Source organism: Sphingomonas sp. Leaf198 (genome assembly GCF_001424005.1).
In the GTDB taxonomy this organism is placed as follows: Bacteria; Pseudomonadota; Alphaproteobacteria; order Sphingomonadales; family Sphingomonadaceae; genus Sphingomonas.
On the sequence record NZ_LMPX01000001.1, the window covers coordinates 1,345,964 to 1,372,691 of the forward strand.

At 64.8% G+C, this 26,728-nt stretch carries 20 protein-coding genes and 2 pseudogenes; 14 read left to right on the forward strand and 8 right to left on the reverse strand.

The annotated features are described in order from the left end of the window. Positions 1-70: 70 nt before the first annotated feature. The 7 genes from ASG20_RS05995 to ASG20_RS06015 all read left to right on the forward strand — a co-directional run bounded on the left by ASG20_RS05995 (position 71) and on the right by ASG20_RS06015 (position 10,117). Entirely contained in the window at positions 71-1,231 is a 1,161-nt protein-coding gene (locus ASG20_RS05995) for a glycosyltransferase family 4 protein (RefSeq protein ID WP_056049764.1), read from the forward strand. Between the two features lie 198 nt (positions 1,232-1,429). Next, positions 1,430-3,628 (forward strand): UDP-galactopyranose mutase, encoded by a 2,199-nt coding sequence (glf, locus tag ASG20_RS06000; RefSeq protein ID WP_156364146.1) that lies wholly within the window; start codon positions 1,430-1,432, stop codon positions 3,626-3,628. Further along, positions 3,625-5,691: a glycosyltransferase gene (locus ASG20_RS19765; RefSeq protein ID WP_201780682.1), complete on the forward strand. Its 2,067-nt coding sequence runs from the start codon at positions 3,625-3,627 to the stop codon at positions 5,689-5,691. Before glf ends, ASG20_RS19765 begins: the two co-directional genes overlap by 4 nt. After that, on the forward strand, positions 5,684-6,784 hold the full coding sequence (locus tag ASG20_RS19770; protein WP_201780683.1) for a zinc-dependent alcohol dehydrogenase: 1,101 nt from the start codon (positions 5,684-5,686) through the stop codon (positions 6,782-6,784). Before ASG20_RS19765 ends, ASG20_RS19770 begins: the two co-directional genes overlap by 8 nt. An 83-nt stretch (positions 6,785-6,867) precedes the next feature. Then, positions 6,868-9,096: a glycosyltransferase family 4 protein gene (locus tag ASG20_RS06010; protein WP_236698748.1), complete on the forward strand. Its 2,229-nt coding sequence runs from the start codon at positions 6,868-6,870 to the stop codon at positions 9,094-9,096. Between the two features lie 30 nt (positions 9,097-9,126). After that, on the forward strand, positions 9,127-9,327 hold the full coding sequence (locus tag ASG20_RS19285) for a membrane dipeptidase (protein ID WP_156364038.1): 201 nt from the start codon (positions 9,127-9,129) through the stop codon (positions 9,325-9,327). Positions 9,328-9,520: 193 nt separating this feature from the next. Continuing rightward, positions 9,521-10,117, forward strand: a complete 597-nt coding sequence (locus ASG20_RS06015; RefSeq protein ID WP_056049768.1) for an alpha/beta hydrolase — start codon at positions 9,521-9,523, stop codon at positions 10,115-10,117. Positions 10,118-10,126: 9 nt separating this feature from the next. Here the strand turns inward: ASG20_RS06015 and ASG20_RS06020 are convergent, their stop codons facing one another. The 7 genes from ASG20_RS06020 to ASG20_RS06050 are packed head-to-tail and all read right to left on the reverse strand — an operon-like array spanning position 10,127 to position 17,059. Beyond that, complete coding sequence (locus tag ASG20_RS06020) at positions 10,127-10,945, reverse strand: NADPH-dependent oxidoreductase (protein ID WP_056049770.1); 819 nt, start codon at positions 10,943-10,945, stop codon at positions 10,127-10,129. Beyond that, entirely contained in the window at positions 10,942-12,327 is a 1,386-nt protein-coding gene (locus tag ASG20_RS06025) for an LLM class flavin-dependent oxidoreductase (RefSeq protein WP_056049773.1), read from the reverse strand. Before ASG20_RS06025 ends, ASG20_RS06020 begins: the two co-directional genes overlap by 4 nt. Further along, positions 12,324-13,064: an ABC transporter ATP-binding protein gene (locus ASG20_RS06030; protein ID WP_056049780.1), complete on the reverse strand. Its 741-nt coding sequence runs from the start codon at positions 13,062-13,064 to the stop codon at positions 12,324-12,326. Before ASG20_RS06030 ends, ASG20_RS06025 begins: the two co-directional genes overlap by 4 nt. Further along, a complete protein-coding gene (locus ASG20_RS06035) occupies positions 13,061-13,963 on the reverse strand; it encodes an ABC transporter permease (RefSeq protein ID WP_082470751.1) in 903 nt (300 codons plus the stop codon). Before ASG20_RS06035 ends, ASG20_RS06030 begins: the two co-directional genes overlap by 4 nt. Positions 13,964-13,971: 8 nt before the next feature. Continuing rightward, positions 13,972-15,075 carry an ABC transporter substrate-binding protein gene (locus tag ASG20_RS06040; RefSeq protein ID WP_056049783.1) on the reverse strand — a complete coding sequence of 368 codons (1,104 nt, stop codon included), beginning with the start codon at positions 15,073-15,075 and terminating at the stop codon, positions 13,972-13,974. After that, a complete protein-coding gene (locus ASG20_RS06045) occupies positions 15,075-16,052 on the reverse strand; it encodes a TauD/TfdA dioxygenase family protein (protein WP_056049787.1) in 978 nt (325 codons plus the stop codon). Before ASG20_RS06045 ends, ASG20_RS06040 begins: the two co-directional genes overlap by 1 nt. 47 nt (positions 16,053-16,099) lie before the next feature. Next, complete coding sequence (locus ASG20_RS06050; RefSeq protein WP_056049789.1) at positions 16,100-17,059, reverse strand: aldo/keto reductase; 960 nt, start codon at positions 17,057-17,059, stop codon at positions 16,100-16,102. Positions 17,060-17,529: 470 nt separating this feature from the next. Here ASG20_RS06050 and ASG20_RS06055 point away from each other — a divergent pair, with 470 nt between their 5' ends. From ASG20_RS06055 to ASG20_RS06075, 7 genes and pseudogenes are all read left to right on the forward strand, one after another. Then, on the forward strand, positions 17,530-19,782 hold the full coding sequence (locus ASG20_RS06055; protein WP_056049791.1) for a TonB-dependent receptor: 2,253 nt from the start codon (positions 17,530-17,532) through the stop codon (positions 19,780-19,782). 278 nt (positions 19,783-20,060) lie between these two features. Next, positions 20,061-20,363, forward strand: a complete 303-nt coding sequence (locus tag ASG20_RS06060; RefSeq protein WP_443025875.1) for a PadR family transcriptional regulator — start codon at positions 20,061-20,063, stop codon at positions 20,361-20,363. Positions 20,364-20,440: 77 nt separating this feature from the next. Then, entirely contained in the window at positions 20,441-20,998 is a 558-nt protein-coding gene (locus tag ASG20_RS06065) for a hypothetical protein (protein ID WP_156364040.1), read from the forward strand. Between the two features lie 189 nt (positions 20,999-21,187). After that, entirely contained in the window at positions 21,188-21,577 is a 390-nt protein-coding gene (locus ASG20_RS06070; RefSeq protein ID WP_056049798.1) for a hypothetical protein, read from the forward strand. A 177-nt stretch (positions 21,578-21,754) separates the two neighbouring features. After that, positions 21,755-21,856: pseudogene (locus ASG20_RS19850) on the forward strand (ATP-binding cassette domain-containing protein); the annotation flags it as partial. Between the two features lie 79 nt (positions 21,857-21,935). Next, positions 21,936-22,115: pseudogene (locus ASG20_RS18910) on the forward strand (IS5/IS1182 family transposase); the annotation flags it as partial. A 178-nt stretch (positions 22,116-22,293) separates the two neighbouring features. Continuing rightward, positions 22,294-22,764, forward strand: coding sequence for an acetamidase/formamidase family protein (locus tag ASG20_RS06075; RefSeq protein ID WP_082470753.1), 471 nt, complete (start codon positions 22,294-22,296; stop codon positions 22,762-22,764). A 362-nt stretch (positions 22,765-23,126) separates the two neighbouring features. Here ASG20_RS06075 and ASG20_RS06080 read toward each other — a convergent pair whose 3' ends face one another. Then, a complete protein-coding gene (locus ASG20_RS06080; RefSeq protein ID WP_056049800.1) occupies positions 23,127-26,378 on the reverse strand; it encodes a family 43 glycosylhydrolase in 3,252 nt (1,083 codons plus the stop codon). Positions 26,379-26,728: the final 350 nt, after the last annotated feature.

Genomic DNA, 26,728 nt, shown 5'->3' on the forward strand with positions numbered 1-26,728 from the left:
GGGCATCGTCTCATAATTCATCCCGCGAGTGCCGGTTGGGAATAGTTTTGGTGAAGGGGGAGGGTCATAAATGGCGGCACCGTTGACGGCTCGGCGATCGGTCGTCGTCATCAGCGATTGGGTCGATGGCCAGCATCCCGAACACGACCGTCAACCATCCTCCCTGCTGCCGGCACACGCAGCCGCCCCGGTCAGTCAGCCATGGACCGGCGATCTTGCCCCCGCGGAGGTGATGGGCGGATATCTTGAGCGGCTACCACTTGCTTTGGTCGCTGCCGGCATCGTCGATCAGGCCGAAATCTGGCATCATTGGCGCGGCGAGGACGAGCCTCCATTCCGCAGGGACAACGCGGTTCTGGCGCGCCGCGCATTCCGGATCGACGACAAGCATGCCCCCTTTGCCTCATCGCAGATGAATGCGTTCGTCGAGGCGTTCGGCGCGCCGCATATCCTTGTCGTACTTGGCTTAGGCGTCGCGCCCGAATTGCTGGCACTGTGTGCGAACAGCATCATCCTCTACAATTCAATCGACGCGCCCTCTTTGCGCGTGCCGCCCGAAGTCAGCGAGCATTTCGATCTCGTCATCACCGGCGCGCAATGGCAGTCGGACGAGGTCGAGGCCCGCCACCCCGGGATGCGCACCGCGATTCTGCCGGTCGGCCCCGAGTTCGCCGCGATCGACCAGTTCCGCCCGCTCGGCACGGCGAAGGATGTCGACCTGATCTACGTCGCAGCCGCGCAACCGTACAAGCGCCACGACATCCTGTTCGACGCGCTTGCGCAACTCCAGCGCGACATCCGCGCGCTCTGCGTGTTCGGATACGGCGAGGACGCCGAAGCACTAAGACACCGCGCCCGCGATCAGAACCTCTCGATCGAGTTCATCGGACCGCCGGGCGTACCCATCGACGCGGTCAACCGGCTGATGAACCGCGCCAAGTTCGGCGTCGTCTGCGGCATCGACGACGGCGCGCCGGCGATCCTCACCGAATACATGCTCGCCGGCCTGCCCGTGCTCGCCAATGCGGAATTACGGTGTGGATTGCAGTTCATTCTACCCGAGACCGGCATGACGGCTTCGACGAACGGGTTTGCCGATGCAATTCTTACAATGCGCGAAACCTACGAAGAATATCTGCCCCGGCAAGCCGTATTGGAACGTTGGACATGGCAGCATAGCATTGTGCGTTTGAGGGCAATTATCCAGCAAATACATGATGCAAAGCAATGACATTTACATAGTCAGGTTTGAGGTGTGGGCTTAGGTTCGATCGACAACGCGGATAATCGCGGATTTGCGGATTGGAAGAGCGTGCACGGTATCGGACCTATTCTCACGCCCTCGAAGTCCGACGATGCCGCCCCGCCGCCGCTGATCTGCTTCTCGCATCTCCGCTGGGATTTCGTCACGCAGCGCCCGCAGCATCTGATGAAACGGTTCGCGCAAGCCCAGAGCGTGTTCGTCTGGGAAGAACACATCCCCTGCGACCACCCACTGCCGTTTCTCGAACATCACCCGTTTCCCACCGACAACGTGATCGCACTGCGCCCACGCCTGCCGCATTGGTGGAACGCCGAGCAGGTCGAGGCGGGCTTGCGGCAACTGCTCAATATGCTTGTCACGACTAGCATTCGTGCCAAGCCCGTCCTCTGGTTCTACACGCCGATGATGCTCCCGTTCGCCGAGCATCTGGACGCCGCCGCGGTCGTCTACGACTGCATGGACGAACTGTCCGCGTTCCGCTTCGCCGACCCCGCCTTGCTCGACCGCGAAGCGCGACTGCTCGCGCGCGCCGACCTCGTCTTCACCGGCGGCTACAGCCTCTACGAGGCCAAGCGCGGCCGTCACCGCGACGTCCACGCGTTCCCCTCCGCCGTCGACGTCGCGCACTTCGCTCAAGCCCGCACTGACAATGTCGAACCCGAAGACCAGCGCCACATCCCCGGCCCGAAGCTCGGTTTCTTCGGCGTCATCGACGAGCGCATCGATCTCGCATTGCTCGACGCGGTCGCCGCTGAGCGGCCCCACTGGTCGTTCGTGATGATCGGCCCGGTCGTGAAAATCGATCCCGCGCACCTGCCACGCCGCGCCAACATCCACTGGCTCGGCGGACGCGGCTACAACGAACTCCCGGCGTACCTTTCCGGCTGGGACGTCGCGCTGATGCCGTTCGCGATCAACGCCGCGACGCGCTTCATCAGCCCGACCAAGACCCCTGAATATCTCGCCGGCGGCCTGCCTGTCGTCTCGACGCCGATCGTCGACGTGATCCGCCACTATGGCGACGCAGCAGCTGTGACGATCGCGTCCGACGCAACCGCGTTCGTCGCTGCGTGCGAGTCCGCGCTCGCGCTTCCCCGCAAAGGCGCATGGCGCGACGAAGCCGACCGCCTGCTCGCCACGCAATCCTGGGACCGCACGCAAACCGCCATGGCCACCGAGATCGACCGCGTCTTAAACGGGGAAAAATACGCTCCCGCCCCGAAACGCGAACGCTACGACACGCTGATCGTCGGCGCAGGGTTCGCCGGCGCGGTCCTCGCCGAACGTCTCGCGAACGACAGCGGCCAGCGCGTGCTGGTCGTCGACCGCCGCCCGCATATCGGCGGCAACGCGTATGACGAGCATGACGCGGCCGGCGTGCTGATCCATCGCTACGGCCCGCACATCTTCCACACCAATTCCGCCGACGTGTTCGACTATCTCTCGCGCTTCACCGAATGGCGCCCCTACGAACACCGCGTGCTCGCCAGCGTCGACGACAAGCTCGTGCCGATGCCGATCAACCGCACCACGCTCAACGAACTCTACGGCCTGTCGCTCAGGGACGACGCGGAAGCCGCCGCCTTCCTCGCCAGCCGCGCGGAATCGGTCGAGGACATCCGCACCTCGGAAGACGTCGTCGTCGCGGCGGTCGGCCGCGATCTCTACGAGACGTTCTTCCGCGGCTACACGCGGAAGCAATGGGGCCTCGACCCGTCCGAGCTCGACCGCGCCGTCACCGCGCGTGTGCCGACGCGCACCTCGACCGACGACCGCTACTTCACCGATAGATTCCAGGCGATGCCCGCCAACGGCTACACCCGGATGTTCGAGGCGATGCTCGATCACCCCGGCATCACGCTCGATCTCGGCGTCGAATATCGCGACGTGATCGACCGCATCGACGTCGATCACATCGTCTTCACAGGCCCGATCGACGAATATTTCGACTTCCGCTTCGGCAAGCTCCCTTATCGCAGTCTCCAGTTTCGGCACGAGACGCACGACCTCGCGCAGTTCCAGCCGGTCGCGGTCGTCAACTACCCCGACGAAACCGTGCCGCAGACGCGCATCACCGAGTACAAACACTTGACCGGCCAGCTCCACGCGAAGACGAGCATCAGCTACGAATTCCCGAGCGCGGAGGGCGACCCGTATTACCCGATCCCCCGCCCCGAAAACCAGGCGCTGTTCAAACGCTACGAAGCGCTCGCCGATGCGGAGGAAGGCGTGACCTTCGTCGGCCGGCTCGCGACGTATCGCTACTACAATATGGACCAGGTCGTCGGCCAGGCGCTCGCCACCTATCGCCGCATGGTTGCCAAGTCCGCCGTACTCGAAACCCCCGTGATGGCCGCCGAATGACTCGCATCTGCCTGCTGACCGACAGCCTCGCCCCGTCAGGCGTCGGCGCACACATGATGACGCTCGCCGAAGGACTGGGCGGAGACGAGATCGTCGTCGCCGCGCGTCCCGGCACTGGTTTACTCGAACACGCCGCCGCCAAGGGTTATGCGGTCAAGGCGCTCGACGACGATGCAGGCCTCGCGCGCTGGCTGGACCGCGCGGCGCCAGACATTGTCCACGTCCATGCCGGCATCGGCTGGGAAGGCCACGCCGCTGTCCGCGCCGCGCATGCCGCCGGCGTTCCGGTTATCCGCACCGAACACCTCCCCTACCTCCTCACCGACATCGCGCAGCGCGACGAACACCGCGACACCTCGGCCGCGCTCGCACGCCTGATCTGCGTGTCGGACGCAGTCGGCGACAGCCACCGCGCAGCCGGTATCGATCCGGCACTCGTCGCAACGATCCACAACGGCGTGGGCGCACACAAACCGACGCGCTCGCGCGACGCCCTCCGCAGCGAATGGGGCGTCGGCAAGGCTCCTGTCCTGCTGATGGTCGCGCGCTTCGCCGAGCAAAAGGGCCACGCACTCCTGCTCGACGCGCTGCCCGTGATCCGCGCCGCGCACCCGGACGTGATCGTGCTGCTCGCTGGCGAAGGTCCACTCCTCACCCAGACCGCACGCGCCATCGCCGCGAAGGGCCTGGCCGGCACAGTCCGCATGCTCGGCACCCGCAGCGATGTCGCCGACATGATGACGCTCGCCGACCTGCTCGTCCTCCCCTCCGCGTTCGAAGGCCTGCCGCTAGTCGCGCTCGAGGCGATGGCCGCCGGACTCCCCGTCGTCGCCACCGTCGCACCCGGCAACGCCGAAGCGATCGAGGACCGCGTCACCGGTCGCCTGACCGCCGCCGACCCGGCCAGTTTCGCCGATGCGATCGTCACGCTGCTAGCCGACCCCGAGAGCCTCAAGACGATGGCCAGCGCGTCGATCGAACGCCAGCAGGACCTATTCTCGGCCGATCGCATGATCGCCGACACGCGCGCGGTCTACGCCGCCGTGCAAGACCAAACCAAACACATGGGAGACGGCGTGGAGCGGACACGGATCGGGTTCATCGGCGCAGGCGGCATCGCCAATCGCCACTTCGGCGTTCTGGAGCAGTTCGACGACGTCGCGATCGTCGCGGTCGCCGACGTCGACATGGCGCGCGCGACCGAAGCCGCCGCCCGCTTCGGCGCGCGCGCGTTCGACGATGCTGCGGCGATGCTGGCCGCAGTCGACCTCGACGCGCTCTACATCTGCGTGCCGCCGTTCGCGCACGGCGAACCCGAACGCCTCGCGATCGAGCACAAGCTCCCGTTCTTCGTAGAGAAGCCCGTCGCGCTCGATCTCGGCACCGCGGAGGACGTCGCAGCCGCAGTCGACCGGCTCGGCCTCGTCACCGCGGTCGGCTATCATTGGCGCTATCTCGATACCGTGGACGAGGTGAAGGCGCTGCTCTCCGCAACCCCCGCCCGCCTCCTCTCCGGCTATTGGCTCGACTCCACACCGCCCCCGCGCTGGTGGTGGAAAAAGGACGCATCGGGCGGCCAGATGCTCGAACAGACGACGCATCTCGTCGATCTCGCGCGCTACCTCGTCGGCGACGTCGTCCGCGTCTACGGCCAGTCGGGCCACATCGACCGCGCCGCCTTCCCCGGCCTCGACGTCGCCACCACCAGCACCGCGATGCTCACCTTCGCCAGCGGTGCGATCGCCAATTTCGCGTCGACCTGCCTGCTCAACTGGAACCACCGCGTCGGCCTGCACCTCTTCGGCGAAGGCCTAGCGATCGAGTTGACAGATCGCGACGTGATGATCGATATCGGCCGCGGACGTCCGGTCCGCGGCACCGGCAGCGATCCGGTCGTGCTTGAGGATCGCGACTTCATCGACGCGGTGCGTGGTGGCGAAAACCGGATCCGCTGCCCCTATCCCGCCGCGCTCGAAACGCTCCGCCTCGCGCTGGCGATCGAACGCTCCGCCGTCGAAGGCCGCGCGATCGACGTCCGCGAGCGGGAGGTGATCCATGTCTGAGTGGCGCCACGTCCGCTCGCTCGGCGTCGAACGTCCTGGCCAGGCCTATTTCTTCGGCTATGACGAAGCGCCTCCGTGTGACGGCCAGGTCCGCCTCGACCTGCTCTACACGGGGTTCTCTGCCGGCACGGAACTCACCTTCGTCAAGAACAGCAACCCGTATCTTCACTCGCGCTGGGACGCAGGGCGCGGCGTGTTCGTCCCCGGCGAACCGAGCGCGCACTATCCGGTGCCGTTCCTCGGCTACATGGAATGCGCGCGCGTCAGCGACAGCCGGGTCGACGATTTCGCGAACGGCGACGTCGTCAGCACCGTCTTCGGCCACAAGACCGGCCACACCGCGGACCCGTTCAACGACCTGCTGACCAAGCTCCCGCCCGAGCTCGATCCGATCCTCGGCATCTATATCGGGCAGATGGGTCCGATCGCCGCCAACGGCATTCTTCACGCAGACGCCGAACTACTCGGTCCCAAGGTCGTCAACCTAGGCGACGGCATCCGCGGCCGCCCCGCGCTGGTGATCGGCGCAGGCATCGTCGGCATGCTAACGGCCCTGTTCGCGCAAGCCGCCGGCGCCAGCGAAGTCGTGATCGCCGATCCCTCCCCCTTCCGTCGCCTGCGCGCCGAATGCCTCGGCATAACCGCGATGACCGAGGACCAGGCCTGGGCGTATGCCAAGGCACGCTGGCTCCACGGCGGCGACGATCGCGGTGCGGACGTCGTGTTCCAGACCCGCGCCGACGCCGCCAGCCTCCACGCCGCGATGCGCGCGCTGAGACCGCAAGGCACGGTGATCGATCTCGCCTTCTACCAGGGCGGCGCCGACCGGCTCCGGCTCGGCGAGGAGTTCCACCACAACGGCCTCAACCTCCGCTGCGCCCAGATCAACCGCGTCCCGCGCGGGCTCGGCTTCCAGTGGGACCGCCGCCGCCTCGCCAACGAGACGGTGAAGCTCCTCCTCGCCCGCGGCCCCGAGATCCGCGCGCAGCTCATCACGCACGTCGTGCCCTATGACGACGCCCCAGCCTTCATCGCACGGCTGGTCGGCGAGCGGCCCGAGTTCCTCCAGATCGTGTTCAAGGTCGGCGATTAAGCACCCCACTCGCTGCCGACGCTCGACCGATCCGCATCCTGTTCGTCTTCGCCTGGCTCGTCGTCGGCGGCGAGGAGACGGAGGTGCGTCTGCTCGCCCAGGCGCTCGACCCCATGCGCTACCGGATCGAGGTCGTCGCCTGCTTCCGAAAAGACGGCATGCCCGAGCGGACGCAAACGCAGTTGGAAGCGATCGGCGTCCCCGTCGACCGCACGCCCTACGCGCTTGGCTTCGACGAAACCGTCGCCTACCTCGCGAGCAAGCTGCCCGCGTACGACGTCGTCGTCTCGTGCCAGAACGTCGCGGACATCTATCCCGCGCTCGAACGCATGCACCTCCGCCCGCCGCTGATCGAGCATGGCGGCCTCGTCTCCGAAGCACTCGCCGGCCCCAAGCATTTCACCGCGCGCTATGTCGGCGTCTGCGCCTCGATCCGCGACGCCGCCGCGAGCCGCATGCCCTGCCGCGAGCACCACGCGGTCGAGATCCCGTCGATGGTCGACACGCGCGCCTTCGACCCCGCGCGCCGCGCTCTCGTGCGTGCGGCACTCGGCATCGCCGAAGACGTACCATTGATCGGCTGGCTAGGCCGGCTCGACCCCAAGAAGCGCGTCGAGGACTTTATCGAAGCCGCCGCGCTCGTCCACGCCCGCCACCCCCGCGCGCGCTTTGTCGTGATCGGCGGCCCCGACGCCTTCATTCCCGAATACGCCGTCGCGCTCCGCAACCGCGCGCACGCGCTCGGCCTCGACACCGCCCTAACCTTCCTCGGCGACCGCGACGACGTGCCCGACCTGCTCGCTGCGCTCGACATCTTCATTTGGCTCTCGCGCGGCGAAGGCATGCCGCACGTCATCGCCGAAGCCGGCGCCGCACGCCTCCCCGTCATAGCAACGCGAGACAACGGCTCCGAACAACAGATCGTCGACGGGATCAGCGGCCTGTTCGTCCCCCACGAAGACCCGCCCTCCGTTGCCGCCGCCATCACGAAACTCCTCGAAGACGCCGCACTCCGAACCCGCCTCGGCACGGCCCTCCGCGCCAAGGTCGACAGCGAGTACGCCGTCGCCGCCGTCGTCCCCCGCTGGGAAGCCCTGTTCGCGGAAGTCCTGTCCGACCGGCCACCTCTCCCCCGGCCGACAGGCCTCTTCCGCAGCGTCCTGCAAGGCGGCTTCGAATCCTCCACGCACCGCCGCGCGCACGACCGCAAGCGCGTCGACGTCATCGCCGCCAGCCACCACGACACCCTCGCCGCGCATGATTACAGCGAACTCGCCAAGCTCGGCATCCTGACGGTCCGCGACGGCCTGCGCTGGCATCTGATCGAACGCGAGCCCGGCCGCTACGACTGGTCCAGCCTCGACCGCCAGCTGGACGCCGCCAAGGCGATCGGCACCGAAGTCATCTGGGACCTGCTCCATTACGGCTGGCCCGACGACATCGACATCTGGACGCCCGCCTTCGTCACGCGCTTTGCGGCCTTCGCCGCCGCCGCCGCGCGCCACATCGGCCCGGCCGCCCCCGGCGAGACCCGCTTCTATGCCCCCGTCAACGAGATCTCGTTCTTCGCCTGGGGCGGCGGCGACGCAGCCTATCTCAACCCGTTCGCCCGAGGCCGCGGCTACGAACTCAAGGTTCAACTCGCCCGCGTCTCGATCGCCGCGATGGAGGCGATCCTCGCGATCGATCCCGCCGCGCGGTTCGTCCACGCCGACCCGGTCATCAACGTCATCACCGACCCCGCCCGCCCCAACGACGCCCCCGCCGCCGAAGGCCACCGCCTCGCGCAATTCCAGGCCTGGGACATGATCGCGGGCAAAGCCTGGCCCCAGATCGGCGGCCGCGCGCCATTGCTGGATATCGTCGGCGTCAATTTCTACCACAACAACCAGTGGATCCACGGCGGCCCGCCATTGTCGTACGACCACCCCCTCAGCCGCCCACTCCACGCGATCCTCGCGGACGCCTACGCCCGCTACGGCCGCCCGATCTTCATCGCCGAAACCGGCATCGAAGGCAGCGCCCGCCCCGCCTGGCTCCGCATGATCCTGCGCGAGGTAAAGATCGCCCAGTCGCTCGGCGTACCCGTCGAGGGCGTGTGCCTCTACCCGATCCTCGACCATCCCGGCTGGGATGACGACCGCTACTGCCCCAACGGCCTGCTCGCCTGCTCGCCGTTCGTGAGCGAGCGTATCGCACATGCCGCCCTCGCAGACGTCGTTCGGACTTGGCTACTTGAAATACCGTCGGGAGAGTATGTGAACGACAGCACATCCGTTCACGGCAGAACAGACTGTCAGCATGGCACCTGATGTCAATCGGCAGCAAAGAGCCGAACCAATATGCCAGGCATACCGGCGGTTCTTCCGACAGCGGTTAGAATAGGCAGCGTCGTCGGCTGGAACGATGTTGGAGAAACCGGCACCGTCACCGCCGAACTAAAGCGGCGCCACTATGCCGCCGACCAGGTCGCCGAACTCGGAAGTGGCAATGTGATGCGTGTCTCGCAAGCCGCGATCGAGGCAAGAAAGCCGGGCGCATGATCGCCGTCGGACGACAGGCGACAACCTCATGCGCTCCACCTCGACAGCGACCGGGCGCGCGTTCCGTGCAAACCGACGCACTGCCATTGCCTATCGACGTGGTAGGAATATCGTCTTCATCATCACGTCCGATCCCGAGTCGGAGCACCCGGCAAATGGCTCGCGACCGTGATTTCCTCTTGGGGGCGCTGCTATGACACTGTTGTATCCGGCTTCGATCGATCCCCGACACGCCGTGATCGTCACGGTCAAGGGCGATGCTCCCAAGGCCTTGTCAGTGCCGGCGGTGGAATTGGATCTGGCGAAATTCCAGGCCGGACGCTGGGCGTTGCAGCTCGATGCGGTGTTCGCGCGCCGCCGCGAACCGGCCGTCATCCTCGCACAGGGGGTCGCCTGCCTTGCCGTGGCGTGGTGGGCGCAATTGTCGCCGCGAAGCTATCTGCACTCGATCCAGGGCGCGCTGTTCCTGTCGCCGCTGAACATCGGCTTCGGCCAGGAGGCTATTGCGGCGGCGGCGCGGCAAGGGCCTTCGACTCGCCTGCCCTTCCCGTCGGTCGTCGCCAGCGTATCCTATCCGTTCATCGACCGGCTGCTGGCCGTCGCCGACGGCTGGGGCAGCCACGTCATCGAGACCGGCGCGGAGCCGGCAGCGTATCCCACCAATCGACAGGCGGCGCACACGGAGGCCACCGCGCGCCTCCTCGATCTTCTACCGTTGCTGCAAGGCGTCGCCTCGGACGATCGCCAGAGTTCGAACGGTGAGCTCCCTGCCGATATCCTCCCGCGGTAGGGACGGATGTCAGCGTAACGCGAACCCCAGATCGCCAAGCACGCCCCGCAGGATATCACGCCCTGCCATCGCGTCTGCGCCACGCGTCCGGTCTCCCGCGAGGTCGGTCCAGTCGCGTTCCGGCATGCCCTGGTCGCGCTGAAACGCACGCAGCGCGACATTGTATGCCGCCGCCGCTTCGTCCTGTCGCGATGTCCACCGATAGGTCTCGTGAAACAGGACCGAGGCTTGCGGCAGTCTTGGTTTGACCGCGGCGGGACGCGACGGATCGGGCTTGCCGACCACGAGGCCGAACAGGGGGAAGACCCGTGGCGGCAGGTCGAGCTCCGCGGCAACCGCCGACGGCTGGTTGCGAATACCGCCGATGTAGACCGAGCCCAGTCCGAGCGATTCCAGTGCCACCACCGCATTCTGCGCGGCGAGCGCGGTGTCGACCGTTCCGAGCATGAAGCTTTCCAGATAGTCGAGCGCTTGCGGCTGCGTGCCCCGCGCTCGCCCGATCTGCGTCAGTCGGTCGAAATCGATCAGCCAGACCAGCAGCAACGGCGCATCGACGATATGCTGCTGATTGCCCGCCAGAGCCGCAAGGCGTGCCTTGCGGGCGGGATCCTGGACCGCGACGACGCTCCAGACCTGAAGGTTGGACGATGACGGTGCCGACTGCGCCGCTGCGACCAGCGTCTCGATGACACCCGGATCGAGTGGCTCGGGCAGATATGCGCGAACAGACCGATGATCGAGCAGCGTCCGGAGCGTTGCATTGTCCGCAATCGCAACCGGGGCATCATTGTCGCGATACCGGGTGCGGAACGCTTCGTCCAAGCTCATGCGTGTGCGCCGATCGCCTCGGGCGATACCGCGGTCCGCGCGCGCGACTTCAAGCCATTCTCCGGCCGCCGCAGACCAAGATTCTCGCGTAACGTCCGCCCTTCATACTCCGCGCGAAACAACCCGCGGCGCTGCAGGATCGGCACGACCTGATCGACGAAATCGGTGAGGCCCGTCGGCAGGATCGGCGGCATGATGTTGAACCCGTCCGCCGCGCCCTGCTCGAACCATGTCTGGATGACGTCGGCGATCTGCTCGGGTGTGCCGACGCTGGTGAGGTGCCCGCGCGCCGTGGACACCTGCCGGTATAGCTGCCGGAGCGTCGGCCGGTCGCGTTCGATCAGGTCGGACACGAGTTTCAGCCGGCTCTTGCTGCCGTTGGTGTCGTTCGGGAGCGGCGGTGCGATATCGTCGAGCGCATAGCCCGACAGGTCGATCCCCTGATAATGGCGGCGCAATATGCCCCATGCAATCGACGGATGGACGAGCGACTGCAACGCCTCGTAGCGCGTCGCGGCTTCGGCTTCGGTGCCGCCGAGAACCGGGAATATCCCCGGCATGACCAGCAGATCCTCCGCCCGCCGCCCATATCGCGGCAGGCGCGCCTTGATGTCCGCATAGAACGCCTGCGCGTCGCCCAGGATCAGATTGGCGGTAAAGATCACTTCGGCGGTCCGGGCCGCAAGTTCGCGGCCCGGTTCGGATGCCCCCGCCTGGACGATGACAGGATAGCCTTGCGGCGAGCGTGCGATGTTCAGCGGCCCGCGGACCTGGAAATGCTCGCCTTCATGCGCGAGCAGGTGGAATTTGTCGGTGTCGAGGTACACGCCGGCATCGCGGTCGCGGACGAACGCGCCGTCCTCATAGCTGTCCCAAAGCCCCTTCACGACATCGATATATTCTTCGGCACGGTCGTAGCGGCGGGCGTGTTCGAGGTGCGCCGGCTTGCTGAAATTGGCCGAGACGTCGGCGCCGGTGGTGACGACGTTCCACCCCGCCCGGCCGCCCGAAATCCAGTCGAGCGACGCGAACTTGCGCGCCGTCGTGTACGGATCCTCGTACGTGGTGGTCGATGTCGCAACGAACCCGATCCGCTCGGTGACCTGCGACAGCGCCGACCACAGCGTGATCGGCTCGAAATGCGCGGCCTTGGCATTCTGTCTGAAGGTGGCCTCATCGGTGAAGTCCGCATAGCCGCCCGGACTGTCGGCGACGAAGACCATGTCGAACTTGCCGCGCTCGGCGGTCTGCACGACCTGTTTATAGTGCTCCAGATTGTGGCCCGCATCAGCCTGCGCATCGGGGTGGAGCCATGCCGAGACGTGATGGCCCGTCGCCTGGAGGAACGCGCCGAGACGTAGCTTGCGATCGTGATTGCTCATGCGCCCATCCTTTGCCGGGTGGAATATTGGGTAAGGCCATCGGTCTCGACGCCGAGCAGCGCGAGCAGGTCGTGCTGGAGCGCGGCGAACCGTTCACGCCGGGCCGCGGTATCTGTCGGCAATGCGACGCGGATGTCCGCGACGATGCGCCCCGCGTCGAGCACCACGACCCGGTCGGCGAGTTCGATCGCCTCGTCGACGTCGTGCGTGACGAGCAGCACGGCGGGGTTGTGCGCCGCCGACAGCCGCCGCAACAGGACGTGCATCCGGATGCGGGTCAGCGCATCGAGCGCACCGAACGGTTCGTCGGCCAACAGAAGTTCGGGACGCCGGACCAGTGATCGCGCAAGAGCAACGCGCTGCTGTTCGCCGCCGGATAATTCATAGGGCCAGGATCGTTCCCGCCCCGTCAGCTCGACTTCGGCAAGCGCCTCGCGGCCCCTGTCCCGCGAGTCCTTGCCGTCGAGACCGAGCACGACATTGTCCAGCACCCGCTTCCACGGCAGCAGCCGCGCATCCTGGAACACGACCGACAGACGATCCGGAACGACGATCTCGCCCGCACCATTCGCCTCGTGGTCGAGACCGGCAAGCGCGCGCAGCAGCGTGCTCTTGCCCGAACCGCTGCGCCCGAGCAGCGCGACGAATTCACCGCGCGCGATATCGAGATCGACGCCGTCGAGCACACCCTTCCGCGTGAAGCGGCGCGTCAGGTTGCGGATGCGCACGACGCTCATGCGCCGAGCGTCCGGCGCCAGGTCAAGGCGCGGCGCTGGATCACGCGCACCACGGCATCCGATCCCAATCCCAGGATCGCGTAGACGACGAGGCCGACCAGCATCACGTCGGTCTGCGCGTAATTACGGGCCAGCGTGATCATGTAGCCGATGCCGCTGGTCGCGTTGAGTTGCTCGACGACGACGAGCGCAAGCCATGCCGCGGTGACGCCGAACCGAAGCCCCAGCAGCATGCCGGGCAGCGCGCCCGGGAGGACGACGTGCCGGATGAACGTCGACCGCCGAAGCCCGAGCGTTTCGGCGAGTTCCACCTGTTTCAGATCGATCGCGCGCAACGCACTATGCGTATGGATGTAGATCGGCGCGAACACGGTGACGGCGATCACGGTGACCTTCATCGCCTCGCCAACGCCGAACCACAGGATCATGAACGGGATCAGCGCGAGGACGGGAATGCCGCGCTTGAGCTGAACCAGACCGTCGATGACATACCCGCCAAGCAGGCTGAGCCCCGAGACGAGTGCCAGCACCACGCCCACGACCGTGCCGAACGCCAGCCCCTGCGCCGCGCGCCATGCCGACACAGCCAAATTGGTCTGCAGCCGACCGTCGCGCACGAGTTCGATGCCCGCCGTGAGTGCCGTCCACGGCGCGGGCAGGATGCGGGTGTCGAGAAAACCGGTGATCGAGAAGACCGACCAGTACAGCAACAGGAGCAGCGGCCCGAGCAGCCACCCCCAGGCGAGCGGCGTATCGAGCCCCAGGCGGCGGGTACGCTCGCGATGATCGCGCGCCACCGCCGAGGTATCGTCGACGGCATCCAGCTTTAAGGTCGATACGGAAGCAACGGTGCCGAGATACGCGGTGATCATTGCAGCATGGGGAAAAGGGGCGTTCATGACGACTCCTATGGGCCGGAGGAGGCGGCGGCTTCGGCGGCAAAGCCGTCTGCCGCGATGGTTTCGAAGCGGGGATCGAACAACGTCCGCGCATCGAAGCGGGGCTTGCCCATCTGCGGCGCGAGCAGGTCGATCGCACCCTGCTGATACGCGATCGGTTCGGCCCAGCGGCCGGGGATCACGACCTCCCCCTGCGCCGCGAGGATGAGCTTCGCATCGGCGAGCGAAAGCCCTTGTTGTGCGACATAATAGCCGCGGGCGAGTGCATCGGGATGCGCCTGCTGCCACGCCTGCGCACGCCCCCACCAGTAGACGAAACGCTTCAGCGCGGCCGCCTTCCCGGGATCACGGAGGCTATCCAGCGGTACATAGGCCAGCACGGCATCGTCCCGAAAATCCGGATGCGGCAGTGTCCTGGCCCCGTCCCGCGCGAATTTGCGGAGATAGCGATCGGCGACGATCCCGCTGCCGATCGGTGCGACGTCGACCAGATTACTCGCAAGCGCGCTGGTGTAGACGTCGCCGCCGATGCTCGACGGCAGTTCGACCAACGTGACATCGGCCTTGGTCAAGCCGAGCGCCTTGAGCGTCTGCAGAACGATCTGGCCCTGCACCTGGCTGGGACTGAACGCGATCCGTTTACCGCGCAGGTCGGCAAGGCTGCGGATGCCGGCCTTCGGTGCGATGGCGAGGACGAAAGCCGGGTGCCGCGCCGGATCGCGACGCTCGCGGAACGCCACGATCCTCACCGGCAGCCCTACCCAGGTGGCGTGAAGCGGTGGCACGTTCGCACCAAGCCCGACATCCAGCGCCTTTGCGTGGAATGCCTCGGTCACATCGGGACCGCCGGTGATCTGCGCCCATTTCAGCGTGAAAGGGAGCCTGTCCTCCCAACCGAGATGCTCGAACACCCACTGCGTCACGGGATCGCCGACCACCAGCACGGTCGCCTTCGTCACCGAGTCCGGCAGCGGCGCGGTTTCAGGCAATCCTCCTGCCACAGCCGCCGATCGGCGATTGGGGGCAAACGCGAACAGCAACGCGATCGTGACCGCGACGAACGCGGCCAGCGCGATAAAGCCCCAGGGCTTGCTTCTGGCCGCGCGCGGCATCAGCCGAGCACGTTGAACAGTTCGCCTTCCAGCGGCTGCGACACGAACCCGTCCGGCCCGCGCGTCAGATCGCCGGCGACCGTGATCCGTCGAACCGCCCGTGGCAGATCGAAGTGCGAATAATCGATCGGTCCAGCATGTGCGACGGCTTGGTTGTCCCACACCACCAGCGACTTTGGTTTCCAATGGAACCGTACCTGATATTCGGGCCGCGTCGCCTCGTAGAACAACAGGTCGAGCAGCGCCTTGCTCTCGGGTTCCTTCAGTCCGACGATATGGCTGATCGTCCCCGGATTGAGGAACAGCAGCTTTTCGCTCGTTTCCGGGTGAACGCGGACGAGCGGGTGCAGCGCGGCAAAGGGCCCGGCGGATCGTCCGTCGCGCCGCGGCTTGGCATTGGCGCCATCATAGCCGCTGGTCCGGTGTACGGCCTGAAGTCCGTCGATCAGCGTGCGGATCGGTGCGGACAGGCCTTCATAGGCGGCGACCAGGTTGGTGAACAATGTATCGCCGCCGAACGGGGGTATCTCGACGCCTTGCAGGATCGAATACCGGTTCGGATTGGCGACGAAGGTGATGTCGATATGCCAACCCTTATAGTCCCGCGGCGGTTCGCGGCCTGGCGGCGCCACATCGTTGCGATTGCGCCGTGCGCGATATTCCTCGACGCTGCGTTCCCAGATCTCCGGATGATCCTCCAGCCCTTCCGAGATCGGATGCGCCGGCGTCAGAGGCCCGAATGCGCGGCCGAACGCCTTCAACTGGTCGTTGTCGATGTCCTGATCGCGGAAGAACACGACCCGCCAGTCGTGCAACGCCTTCTGGATATCGGCCGCGACATCGGCATTGATCGGCTGGCGAAGGTCGACGCCCGAAATCTCCGCGCCGATCGTCGGCGTCACGGGCGTGACGCCGATGTGGCGGTAACCGAAGCGATCGACGGCTTGTTCGGGGCGAAGCGCAGCTACGTTGCTCATGAGACTCTCCAATCGATTAAACCGAGCTGGTGGATCAGCCCGGCGGCTCAGGCCGGGACGGGTTCTGGCGGCACGAGCTTCAGGCTCTCCGCCGGATAGCGCGCGCCGGCGGTCGCTCCCCGGGGGAAGGCCTCTTCGAGCGCGTCGATCGACTGGTCGTCGAGCACCAGACCGTTTGCGGCCCAGTTCGATTCCAGGTGCTCGACGTGGCGCGTACCCGGGATCGGCACGACATCCTTCGACAGCACCCATGCCAGGCTGACCTGTGCGATGCTGGCACCGAGCCGCTTGGCGACCTGTTCGATCGTCGTGCGGCGTTGCGCGTTTGCGGCGACCGCCTCGGGCTGGAACCGGGGATGCAGATGACGCCGGTCGGCGGGATCGGACACTTCGGCACCGGCCAGGAAGCCGCGCCCGAGCGGACTATAAGCGACGAAACCGATGCCGAGTTCGCGGACCGTCGGCAGGATCTCGACCTCGACATCGCGCGTCCACAGTGAATACTCGCTCTGTAACGCGGTCAGCGGGTATGTCGCATGTGCGCGGCGGATGCCGTCGGCGGTCGCCTCGGAAACGCCGACCGCGCCGATCTTGCCCGCGTCGACAAGTCGCCCGAGTTCGCCGATCGACTCCTCGATCGCGATCAGCGGGTCGACGCGGTGCAGATAATAGAGATCGATACGCTCGACGCCGAGCCGCTTGAGACTGGCCTCGACCGCATCGCGCGGATGCACCGGTTCGACGTCGGCACCGCCACCTTGCGGACGATGGACGAACTTGCTGGCGAGAACCACGTCGCCGCGGCGCGACCGGACCGCCTCGCCGACCAGCCGTTCGTTATGGCCGTCGCCGTAGCCGGTCGCGGTATCGAACAGCGTGATGCCCAGGTCGATCGCCCGGTGGATCGTGGCGATCGAGGCCGCATCGTCCGCCTGGCCGTATGTGTTGGACAGCCCCATCGCTCCAAAGCCCTGACGGCTGACGACGAGTTTTCCGAGATTGGGCATGGGCACCTCCTGAGACGCAATTGCTCGTGAACTTTCCGAAGGGTGCGCTTCGGGCTGCTTTCGCGGAACGTAGAAAAGCTTTGCTGGGCGGTAGAATCCATACTCCACGGATAGGATATTGAAATTCGCGTCTCTTGGGTGCGCGCGGCCCCGGTTCTAAAACTCGGATGGCCCGCATCTTGCGACTTTTAAGGAGTGATCAATCCACAAGCGAACGGCCATCTGCGACCAGCGGCCTGCCATTGTTCGTAGAAAAACTATGCCGCGGCTCCTCCGAAATTGGGTCAAGTCCCATTGACGGGATATGAATTAGACTGGACCGTTGGGGTGTCGATCGATGGACGGCGGGGACGCATGGCCGGCCCGCCCGAAGCCATCCGGCGACATCGTGATTTCATAGAATTGGGGCAGCGAGAATGGCATCATCCTCTCGGCGTATTACGTTTCGGTCGTCGGCCATCGGGTTGCTCATGGCGGCGCAACCGGCGTTCGCCCGAGACGAACCGAAAAAGGATGCCGTGGCGGCGACCCCGCCTGAGTCGACGGACGACATCCTCGTCACGGCGCGTCGCCAGGCGGAACGCGCGCAGGACGTTCCCATCGCATTGTCGGTACTGACCGGGGCCGCGCTCGAACGCACCGGCAGCTATACGCTGACCGATGTCCAATCTCAGACGCCCAGCCTCACCGCGTTCAACTCGAACCCGCGCAACAGCTCGATCGGCATCCGCGGGATCGGCGTGTCTTCGGCCTCCGACGGGCTGGATACGTCGGTCGGCGTCTATATCGACAACGTCTATCTCGGGCGCCCCGGCATGGCGTTGGCGGATCTGATCGACGTCGATCGCGTCGAGGTGTTGCGAGGGCCGCAAGGTACGTTGTTCGGACGCAACAACTCGGCCGGCGTGCTCAACATCACGACCCGCAAACCCGAATTCACGTTCGGCGGCACCGCCGAAGTTTCGCTCGGCACCTATGGTTACAATCAGGAGCGGATCAGCGTGACCGGCCCGGTTATCGACGGCCTGCTCGCGTTCCGCGTCACCGGGTTCAACACCCACCGGAACGGCGTACTCGACAACATCAAGACCGGGATCGACGCCAACAGCGTCGGGCGCAGCGGCGGCCGGGTCCAGTTGCTCGCCACCCCCGCGAGCAACCTGACGATCCGCCTGTCGGGTGATTATTCGCAGGAAGACGACACGTGCTGCGTCAGCGCCACGAAGCTCGTGCTGCCAGCATCACTCAGCGCAACGACAAGCCGGACGCTCCGCGCGCTCGCGTCGCTCGGCTATGTGCCGCAACGCAGTCTCGACTTCACGCAGAACAATTCGCCGCAGAACATGAAGACCGACCAGAAAGGGGTATCGCTGCAGGTCGACTGGGATCTCGGCTTTGCGACCGCCACGTCGATTTCCGCCTGGCGCTATTGGCATTTCAATCCCTTGCAGGACAGCGATGGCACGCCGCTCGACGTCATCCAGGTCAACGTCGCGCAGACCAAGGACGATCAATATTCACAGGAATTCAGGCTCGCGTCGCGGCCGGGGCGGTTCAACTGGCAGGTCGGCGCCTACCTGTTTCACCAGCGGCTGAAGGATCACTTCATCCTCAACCAGTTCGGTACCGATGCGAGCGCGTTCTACACGACCTATCTGCGCCTCGCCAATCCGGCTGCGGCAGCCGTGGTGATCGCGCCGGGATCGCAATATCTCGACGATGTCGATACCAGCGTCGACAGTGTCGCCGCGTTCGGGCAGGCGAACTTCGATATCACGGAGCGGCTGACGGTCACGGGCGGCATCCGCTATACCCGCGACAAGCGCTCGGGGGTGTCGGACACCTCGATCGTCGGCACGCCCTACGCGGCGACGTCGATCCCCTTTCACTACAACGTGTCGGTGAAGGACGACAATGTCTCCTACCTCGCGAGCGCATCGTACAAGCTGGCCGACGACGTGCTCGCCTATGCCTCGTATTCGACCGGGTATAAGGGATCGGGCTTGAACCTGAACTCCGCGGTGTCCGCTGGGACTCCGCTGGTCCTGTCGCCCGAGAAGGTGAAGAATTGGGAACTCGGTTTGAAGAGCCAGTTCTTTGATCGTCGTGTCACGATCAATCTCAGCGCGTTCTCGACCGACCTGTCCGGCCTGCAGGCGAACATCGTGCCGACGAACGGCAACCGCTCGTATCTGGCAAACGTCGGCGACGTTCGGTCTCGCGGTGTCGAGTTCGACGCCTCGCTTCGCGTCACCGATACGCTGACGCTCAGCGGCAACGGATCGTACAACGACGCGGTCTATAAGCTCTACGCAAACGCACCCTGCCCTGTCGGCGTGAGCGGCGTCTGCGACCTGACTGGCCGACCGCTGTTTCAGGCGCCCCGATGGATCGGTAACGGCACGGTCGATTACCATGTCGATCTGGGAAACGGCACACGCCCGTACGCGCTCGCGCAAATCAGCTATCGCTCGAGCGTTTTCGGTACCGCCGATGCCGGACCCTATAGCCGCATTGAAGCTTACGCGCTGGCCAATTTCCGGATCGGCGCGGTGCTCGGCAACGGACGCTACGACCTCTCCGCCTGGATCAACAACGCGTTCGACAAACAGTATTTCCAGAACCTGAGCACGACCGCGATCGTTGGTGCATCGCCGTTCGCCTATGCCGGACAATTGGGTACGCCGCGCACTGCAGGTGCTACGCTGCGAGTCAACTTCTGACTTGCAGTAGTCTTGGTTCGGAGGCGTTCCGGCTGTAGCGGTAGACCGATTGTTCGTTCCGTGGCTGCAGGATGTGACCCACTATCGGTCATTTATGTGCGCTGCCCGTCTCCCAACATCGGCCGTCCTGGAGTTGGGCGTTGCGTAAAGTCCGGTCCAGAGGCCCCCTCGCCGCTCGCTGACCACCAGCAGGCGGGCACCAAGTCGAGAAGCGGATAGCAGGGCGATACTGCCTCCTCCACAGTTGACAGAAAACTCTACTTAGGTTGAGTAGAAGCATGGGCCGTAATCGTCGACCATCGAAGCAGATGCTCCTCCTGTTGGAGGCGCTGTCTGCGCATACCCAGCAATGGCGCCACGGCTACGATCTGATGAAAGAAACCGGGCTCCTGTCGGGAACGCTGTATCCGTTACTGATCCGCATGACCGACCAAGGGCTCGTCGAGGCCGAGTGGCGCGAGCCGGAACATCCCGGCCGCCCTGCGCGCCATGCGTACCGTTTAACGAATGCTGGCGTGGCATTGGCGCGGACGGCTAAACCTGCCGGTACGATCACCTTCACCAAGGCCTCCTTCGCATGACGCGAGCTGTGTCGCGGGCTTTGCTGTCATTGGCCAGTCGGTCTCTCGGCTCGGATCGCCGAACGTGGGCGATGGCCATGGAAGCTGAGTTCGAAGAGGCAGTCGAAGATGGCAAGCCAATGATGTTCGCGATCGGCTGCCTAGTCGCAGCGTGGCGCGAGATCGGGAAGCACAGCGAAGGACGCCTGATCCTTGCGAACTACGCGCTCGCCCTGGGGTTACTCATCCCGATGGCAGCTCTGCAGTTCGAGCAAGCAGTTGGCTTCCTGTCCTCGGCAGCAGGTCCGCCTTTCGGCATGCCGGGCGCCGGCGCCGGACCGAATCTCTACCTGATCTGGTCTCAGAACAGCGCCATCCCGATATTACTGATCACGTGGCTTCTCCTCGGCATGGCGCACCTTTGTCTTGCGTGGATGCTCGTGGAAGGGGACTGGCCGCGCATCGTGAAGTGCGGCACGCTGATTGGGGCGGCAATGATCACGATGTCGCTGTTCATGAGCGTATTGATGCTCGATTTGTTGCCATTGAGGGCGCAAGTCGCGGAACTCGCGATCGAATTGGCCGCGGTGGTTTCTATTTCGCGATGGCACATTCGGGTTTTTGCAGACGTCTCACGCGAAATGCTTGCTCGGTAGCTTGTAGCACCCTTCAATGGTTCATTCGACTGGCTGGAAATCTGCAAACCCGCTTGACTCGTAAATCTACATATGTTGCCCTGTGTCCGCGATGAGGTAGGCGAGGTTCGACGCTTAGGCCGACGAAACGCCGGCTGGGCGTGTGCTGGCAGAGACGCGCGCGTCCGACGCAGCGAAAGGGTAGCGAATATGCGGCGTGTTATCAGCATAGGCGTCGTTGCGGCTGGCACTGTCTTGCTCATCGCTTTTCTCGTCTTTCTGCGTAAGCCTATCGTTGACGCCGGTGAGAACGGCATGTTCGCCAACGACTGCTGCGGCACGGTAAAGCTAGCCGACGGCGAGATGCTGCTCAACGGTCAGCGGACCATATCCTACATTGTCGCTAGAGATGCAGATGGACCGTACATCCTGCCCCGCTTTGACGTCGGCGTCGTATCCGATCAGGGGCTCGACGTGGATGGAACTCGCTCGGTGCGCAAGCTGCGCCTCGACAGGCTACCTTCAGCGACAAAGCTTACGCTACATGAGGGTTTGACACCGTATGTCTTCAAAAGGCTGACGCCACATCTTCGCAACTAATCTCGAAGCAGCGGTTCATCAGCTTGAATGATAAGTCAGAGCCAGCGTCACTTGAATGTTAAATCTACATAGGCCTGCCTATAGGCGATGGCTATGCTTGCGATCACAAACCTGAGCCATGTCTACGCCGACGGCACGCGCGCGCTCGATCGCGTGACCCTCTCGATCCCTGTGGGGATGTTGGGCCTACTGGGGCCCAACGGGGCGGGCAACTCCACGCTGATGAAGATCGTCTCGACCCTGCAATTGCCCACGTGCGGCAGCGTTGCGTCCGAAGGTACCGATGTCCTCAAGGAACCGGGGGCGCTGCGCCGGACGCTCGGCTATCTGCCGCAGAAACGCCTATGTGACGTCCCCCCGCCAGCGGAAGAAGGTCGGGATGCTGCTTGCGCACCTCAAACGCCTCCTGAAGCCGGATCGACTGCGCCTGCGAGGTCCCAACGGCGTAAAAGACGAGTTCCTCCTTGCTGGCACCGCCCAGAACCTCCGCAAAATGGCCAAGCTGATCCCCATGCCGACCCAGATGGCACTTGCCTGAAGCGTCGCGCTGCCCAGCTCTGTTTTAAAGCCACGGGCCTGCCCGCTGCCGACCCCGGCTATTTCAACACAATCGCCAATTTGCTGCCAACGTCGACGGTGGAAAGGCGTCCACGGCGAAGCACGACAAGGCGGTTGAGGCCGATGCTCGGCGGGCTCCCGGTTGCGCCGGGTTCGGGATGCCCGCGATCTCGACCGGCGACACGGGGCGCTTCGGCGGCAACATGGACTTCCCTGAGGCGGTGGAGGGCAACACCGTCTACCTTCCCGTCCAGCAGCCGGGCGCCTTGCTATACTTCGGCGATGCACACGCCCTCCAAGGCGACGGCGAGACAACGCAATATGCGCTTGAAACCTCAATGGACGTAACCGTCACCGTCGAGGTTATCAAAGGCCGCAGCGTATCGATGCCGCGTGTCGATCCCCCGACGCAGATTATGGTGCTGGGACAGGCGGGGTCGCTAGACGAGGCTCTGAAGTCCGCCAGCACCGGCATGATCCAATGGCTCAGCCAAAACTATGGCATGACACTATCGCAGGCGGCGCAGGTGCTGGGAACCGCAGTACAATACAGCGTGCCCAACCTTGCATGGCGCAGCGTTGGCGTCGCCGCTCGGATCGATAAAGCGCTGTTGCCCGCTGCAAAATAGCTGAATGCATCTGTTGCCGACTGATCACCTCGGCCATCCCACGCCCTGATGCCGGATTGATCATAAAAGCTTGAGTCTGGCGGGGATTGCCGTCCTAATATTCTAATACTCTTAGACAAAAAATTGATATTGATGCGACCGCCCCGCCCTACAACTTTCAGGCAGACCAACTCACGGACATTTGAATAGCCCGACTCAATTCCCAACCATGATAATTCGTTCACCTTGATTAGATATCGCATTCGGCAACGTTGATCCAGTGTAGGTTAGGCTTTATTGGTAAAGTAGCAACAAAGCGAATTTCGGTTCCGCGAGATAGTTCGCTATCGGGGTTACCGCCGCGTTGTATTTACGCTCAAGCGTCAGCGGATTGTGACTTTCATCGTGACGCGGCGGTTCACGGGGGCGACTTCCTCGTTGGCGGTCATGTCGAGTAGCGGTCGGCCGTCCGCGCTCCAGTGCGTGCGGCGCACGCGCGCATCTCGGCCGTCACCGCCGACACCATTGCCCCAACTATGATAGACGTAGAGGTCATTGCCGTCCTCGTCAGTAGTGAAGGCACCGTGACCCGGTCCCTGTTCGTAGCGGCGATAATCGGTGACCCCTGCGGGCATCGGCACGCTTTTCTGGAGCGGCGCCGGCCATTTGCGCCATGAACTCGCCCTCGTCAGATCGGCGTCCAGCGACGCGGAGATGCCGTTGACGACATAGGTCGGACTGACACCGGAACTGGAATAGACGAGCGTCAGCCGTCCGTCGTGCTGGAGTGCGAACGCGCCTTCGGCAAGGTTCTCTTCGACCGAGGTCTCGGGCGCGATGATCGGGGCTGGCTTGCTCGCAAGGCGAGTCGGGTGTGTAGGGTCGACCTTGGCGATCCATGTCAGCGGGTCGCCGAGCGCGCCAGCGGTCGGCAGATAGCGTTGCGACCACATGTAATAACTCTGACCAGCGACTTCGACATAGGACATGTCGAGACTGATATTGCTCGGCATTTCGGCGCGGCCGAGCCGTGCGCCGTGGGTCTTGCGGATCGCCGCGGGTGTCGACCAGTCGGCAGGATTGGCGGGGTCACCGTCATCGCGCAGTTGCATGATGTGGGATTCGACCGTGAACCACGCACCGCCTTCGTTCGACGCGTTGTCCGTCGGGTTGAAGCAGGGCGCAAACAGGATCGAGAGCTTGCCGCCAATCTCGTGCAGCTCGGGCGCCCAATAGCAGCCGGCGATGACGCGACCTTCCGCGGTGCGGTCGCGGCGGGTGCGGCGGTTGAGCAAGTCGACCTCGCGCGCGCTGCCGCCATTGTCGTCGGCGAGGTCGGCGATCGTGTCGGCGACCCGGATGGGCAGGTGCGCGGAGCCGACATTGTCGTTGTTCGTGTCATCGGTCGCGACGAAGAGGTAGCGGACGCGGCCGTTGCGCTCCCAGCGATAGATGTCGGGATCGGCGCGATTATAGGCGAAGATCGTCGGATAGGTGCGCTGACGGACGGTGCCGTGGACGACGTAGCGGCCTCGATGGGTAAGGCGCGCAAGATCGGCGGCGTCCCAGTCGACGGCGCGGGTGGCAGTGGAGCCGTCAGAATACCCGAGCGTCACACGTGCGTCGCGTAGCGCGGCGGCTTGGCGAGCGGCGATCACCTGCGGCGCCACCGCGGCGGTGGTGTTGACGGTCCGGCCAAAGCGTTGGGTGAGTACGGTGGCTAGGGTGGCATCGATCGGGAGCGTATCGTCATCGGTGGTAACGATGCGGCCTTCGCGAGCGTCACCGACGTTGCCGACCGAGACGATCTGCTGACGACGACCGCCAGGCTCGAAGAGCGTGTCGCGCCATTCGGTGCGCGTCAGATCGGCGGCCGTCGTCCAGCGCGGCTTCCCGGAGCGATCGGTCCACGACAGGACGTAGCGGCGGGCGGCGGAATCGTAACGCGCGTGCGGCTTCGCGACGCCATCGGCGGTGTGCAGGTCCAGAGAGCCCAGTTCGACGAAGTCGCCCGGGTGCGTCAAACCGCTGCGGAAGACGATCGTCGCGGTGGGATCTGGATCTGGCGTGCCGGCCATGTCGACACGCGTCGCGATAACGCCGAGCGTGCCGTCGGCGAAGTAGAACAACGACGGGTCGGCAACCCCGCGTAGCGCGACGCGATCCACCCCAACATACTTGCCGCGCGCGAATAGGACGCCGTAATCGTCGTTCAGAGGGACGGTGCCGCCGTCAGTGCCGGTAAGCGCGAGGTGAACGCTCCGTGCCACGGTCGACTGGTTCGCGTCGTGCGCGGTCGTTGGCACGCGCGCATAGGACTTGAGGCGGCGCGACGCGGTGCCGAGCAGGCGGACGGTGAAGTGCTTGGCGAGCGTCGTTCCGTCCAAACGCTTCAGGGTTCCGTCGAGATGGACGACGCGCGCCGTCGCGTCACGGTTGATGAGAACACCGTCGGGCAGCACGCGGCCGTCGACGCGCCATGTGACGAGATGGCCGTCTGGTACAGGCAAGCGCGTACCCGATGCCAGCACGGGAGGAACCACCCAGCTATCGGCGAGGGGCGCGGGCGCGGGGCGGTTCCAGTGCGCGACGAGCCTATCACGTTCCGACGCGGTGATCGCCATGACCGTACCGTGCCGCGGCGATGCCGGCAGGCTGAAGGCGCGCGGGTAAGTCCAGGCGATCTTGCCGTTGAGGTCATTCGTCGCCAGCGGAATGTAGCCGACGCCGCCATAGTCATCGACCCACAGGAAGTACTTGAATCCGCTGGTGTCGCCCGGATTGGCGACGAACGCGCTCGGCCCCTCCACCTCCGGTGTGCCGGAGCGCCGGCCGACGCAGCGATCGACGACCTTCCACGCGCCCGAGGCGCCGGATGCGCGTAGCGATGGGGAGACCTGAGCCAGGATATCGCTCGACTTGCACCCGCTGGCGTCGCTGACTTTGGTGAAGCGATAATATTGATCGCCGACTTTCATGACGGTCGCGTCTATCATGCCCTTGGCCTTGACCGCTCCCGGAACGTCGGCGGCCTTGAACCACGGTTTCGGGGCGGTGAATATTCTGAAGTCCCGGGTGGTTGCGGTCAGGATCTGCGGCCCGTGACCGTCTTCGCGCTTGTGCGCGGCATCCTTGTAAAGCGTCGATGTCCAATAGACGACGTAGGCGCCAATGGTGGGATCATAGGTGGCCTCGGGCGCCCAGGTCATGCCCGCGGCAGGCACGTTCACGCGAATGTGGCGCTGCTTGCCCCAGTGGATCAGGTCGGTCGATTCCCAGATTTCCAGATGGCGGCTGCCGTGGTCGGTCGCCCCGCCCCAGCCGGTGCGACCGGTCGAAAGATCGGTCGCGAGCAGGAAGAAGCGGTCACCCTCTGCCGAGCGCATGATGAACGGATCGCGGAGGCCCCGCGTGCCCTTGGTCGATTCGAGGATCGGCTGGGCATCGTTCAACGTCTTCCACTGCAAGGCATTGTTGCCATCGGAGATCGCGAAGCGCAGCTTCTCGCCGTCGATCGTATTGCCGGTGAAGTAGACGAAGACATAGGCCGATAGCGGCGGCAGTGTGGCGCGCGTAGCCCCGATTAGGGGAGCGCCCGCAATCACGAGGAGTAAGAAACGAAGTGCCTGATTCATTCGGGTCCACCCAATCACCACCGGGGCCGGCGAGCTTGCAGGTTCCCTTACAAAACGGAATATGTCCGACATTTGACCGGCTGCAAGGCTAATCGGGAAGCATTGTCCTTGTCGTGGTGGCGCGTTCCCGTTCTCTCCCCTGCTTCACTACAGACCGAAGTGAGGAGCGTCGCTGCTCGGCCTATTGCGGCAAGAGAATCTTGGTTGAATTGGGTGAATATCTCGAGTTGTGGAAGGCCGGGTGCGCAGCATGGGCCTCGTGTGCTTCTAACCAGCCGCCGCCTCCCGATCAACAACCGTTCCCGGCGAGGTTGTCCAGCCATCAGCAGTCGATGCGACGACCAGATCCC

Excerpts from the sequence above, each read along its gene's own strand:
- ASG20_RS05995 (WP_056049764.1), top strand. The coding sequence starts at position 71 with ATGGCGGCACCGTTGACGGCTCGGCGATCGGTCGTCGTCATCAGCGAT.
- glf (WP_156364146.1), top strand. The coding sequence starts at position 1,430 with ATGAAACGGTTCGCGCAAGCCCAGAGCGTGTTCGTCTGGGAAGAACAC.
- ASG20_RS19765 (WP_201780682.1), top strand. The coding sequence starts at position 3,625 with ATGACTCGCATCTGCCTGCTGACCGACAGCCTCGCCCCGTCAGGCGTC.
- ASG20_RS19770 (WP_201780683.1), top strand. The coding sequence starts at position 5,684 with ATGTCTGAGTGGCGCCACGTCCGCTCGCTCGGCGTCGAACGTCCTGGC.
- ASG20_RS19285 (WP_156364038.1), top strand. The coding sequence starts at position 9,127 with ATGCCAGGCATACCGGCGGTTCTTCCGACAGCGGTTAGAATAGGCAGC.
- ASG20_RS06015 (WP_056049768.1), top strand. The coding sequence starts at position 9,521 with ATGACACTGTTGTATCCGGCTTCGATCGATCCCCGACACGCCGTGATC.
- ASG20_RS06020 (WP_056049770.1), bottom strand. The coding sequence starts at position 10,945 with ATGAGCTTGGACGAAGCGTTCCGCACCCGGTATCGCGACAATGATGCC.
- ASG20_RS06025 (WP_056049773.1), bottom strand. The coding sequence starts at position 12,327 with ATGAGCAATCACGATCGCAAGCTACGTCTCGGCGCGTTCCTCCAGGCG.
- ASG20_RS06030 (WP_056049780.1), bottom strand. The coding sequence starts at position 13,064 with ATGAGCGTCGTGCGCATCCGCAACCTGACGCGCCGCTTCACGCGGAAG.
- ASG20_RS06035 (WP_082470751.1), bottom strand. The coding sequence starts at position 13,963 with ATGAACGCCCCTTTTCCCCATGCTGCAATGATCACCGCGTATCTCGGC.
- ASG20_RS06040 (WP_056049783.1), bottom strand. The coding sequence starts at position 15,075 with ATGCCGCGCGCGGCCAGAAGCAAGCCCTGGGGCTTTATCGCGCTGGCC.
- ASG20_RS06045 (WP_056049787.1), bottom strand. The coding sequence starts at position 16,052 with ATGAGCAACGTAGCTGCGCTTCGCCCCGAACAAGCCGTCGATCGCTTC.
- ASG20_RS06050 (WP_056049789.1), bottom strand. The coding sequence starts at position 17,059 with ATGCCCAATCTCGGAAAACTCGTCGTCAGCCGTCAGGGCTTTGGAGCG.
- ASG20_RS06055 (WP_056049791.1), top strand. The coding sequence starts at position 17,530 with ATGGCGGCGCAACCGGCGTTCGCCCGAGACGAACCGAAAAAGGATGCC.
- ASG20_RS06060 (WP_443025875.1), top strand. The coding sequence starts at position 20,061 with ATGGGCCGTAATCGTCGACCATCGAAGCAGATGCTCCTCCTGTTGGAG.
- ASG20_RS06065 (WP_156364040.1), top strand. The coding sequence starts at position 20,441 with ATGGAAGCTGAGTTCGAAGAGGCAGTCGAAGATGGCAAGCCAATGATG.
- ASG20_RS06070 (WP_056049798.1), top strand. The coding sequence starts at position 21,188 with ATGCGGCGTGTTATCAGCATAGGCGTCGTTGCGGCTGGCACTGTCTTG.
- ASG20_RS06075 (WP_082470753.1), top strand. The coding sequence starts at position 22,294 with ATGCCCGCGATCTCGACCGGCGACACGGGGCGCTTCGGCGGCAACATG.
- ASG20_RS06080 (WP_056049800.1), bottom strand. The coding sequence starts at position 26,378 with ATGAATCAGGCACTTCGTTTCTTACTCCTCGTGATTGCGGGCGCTCCC.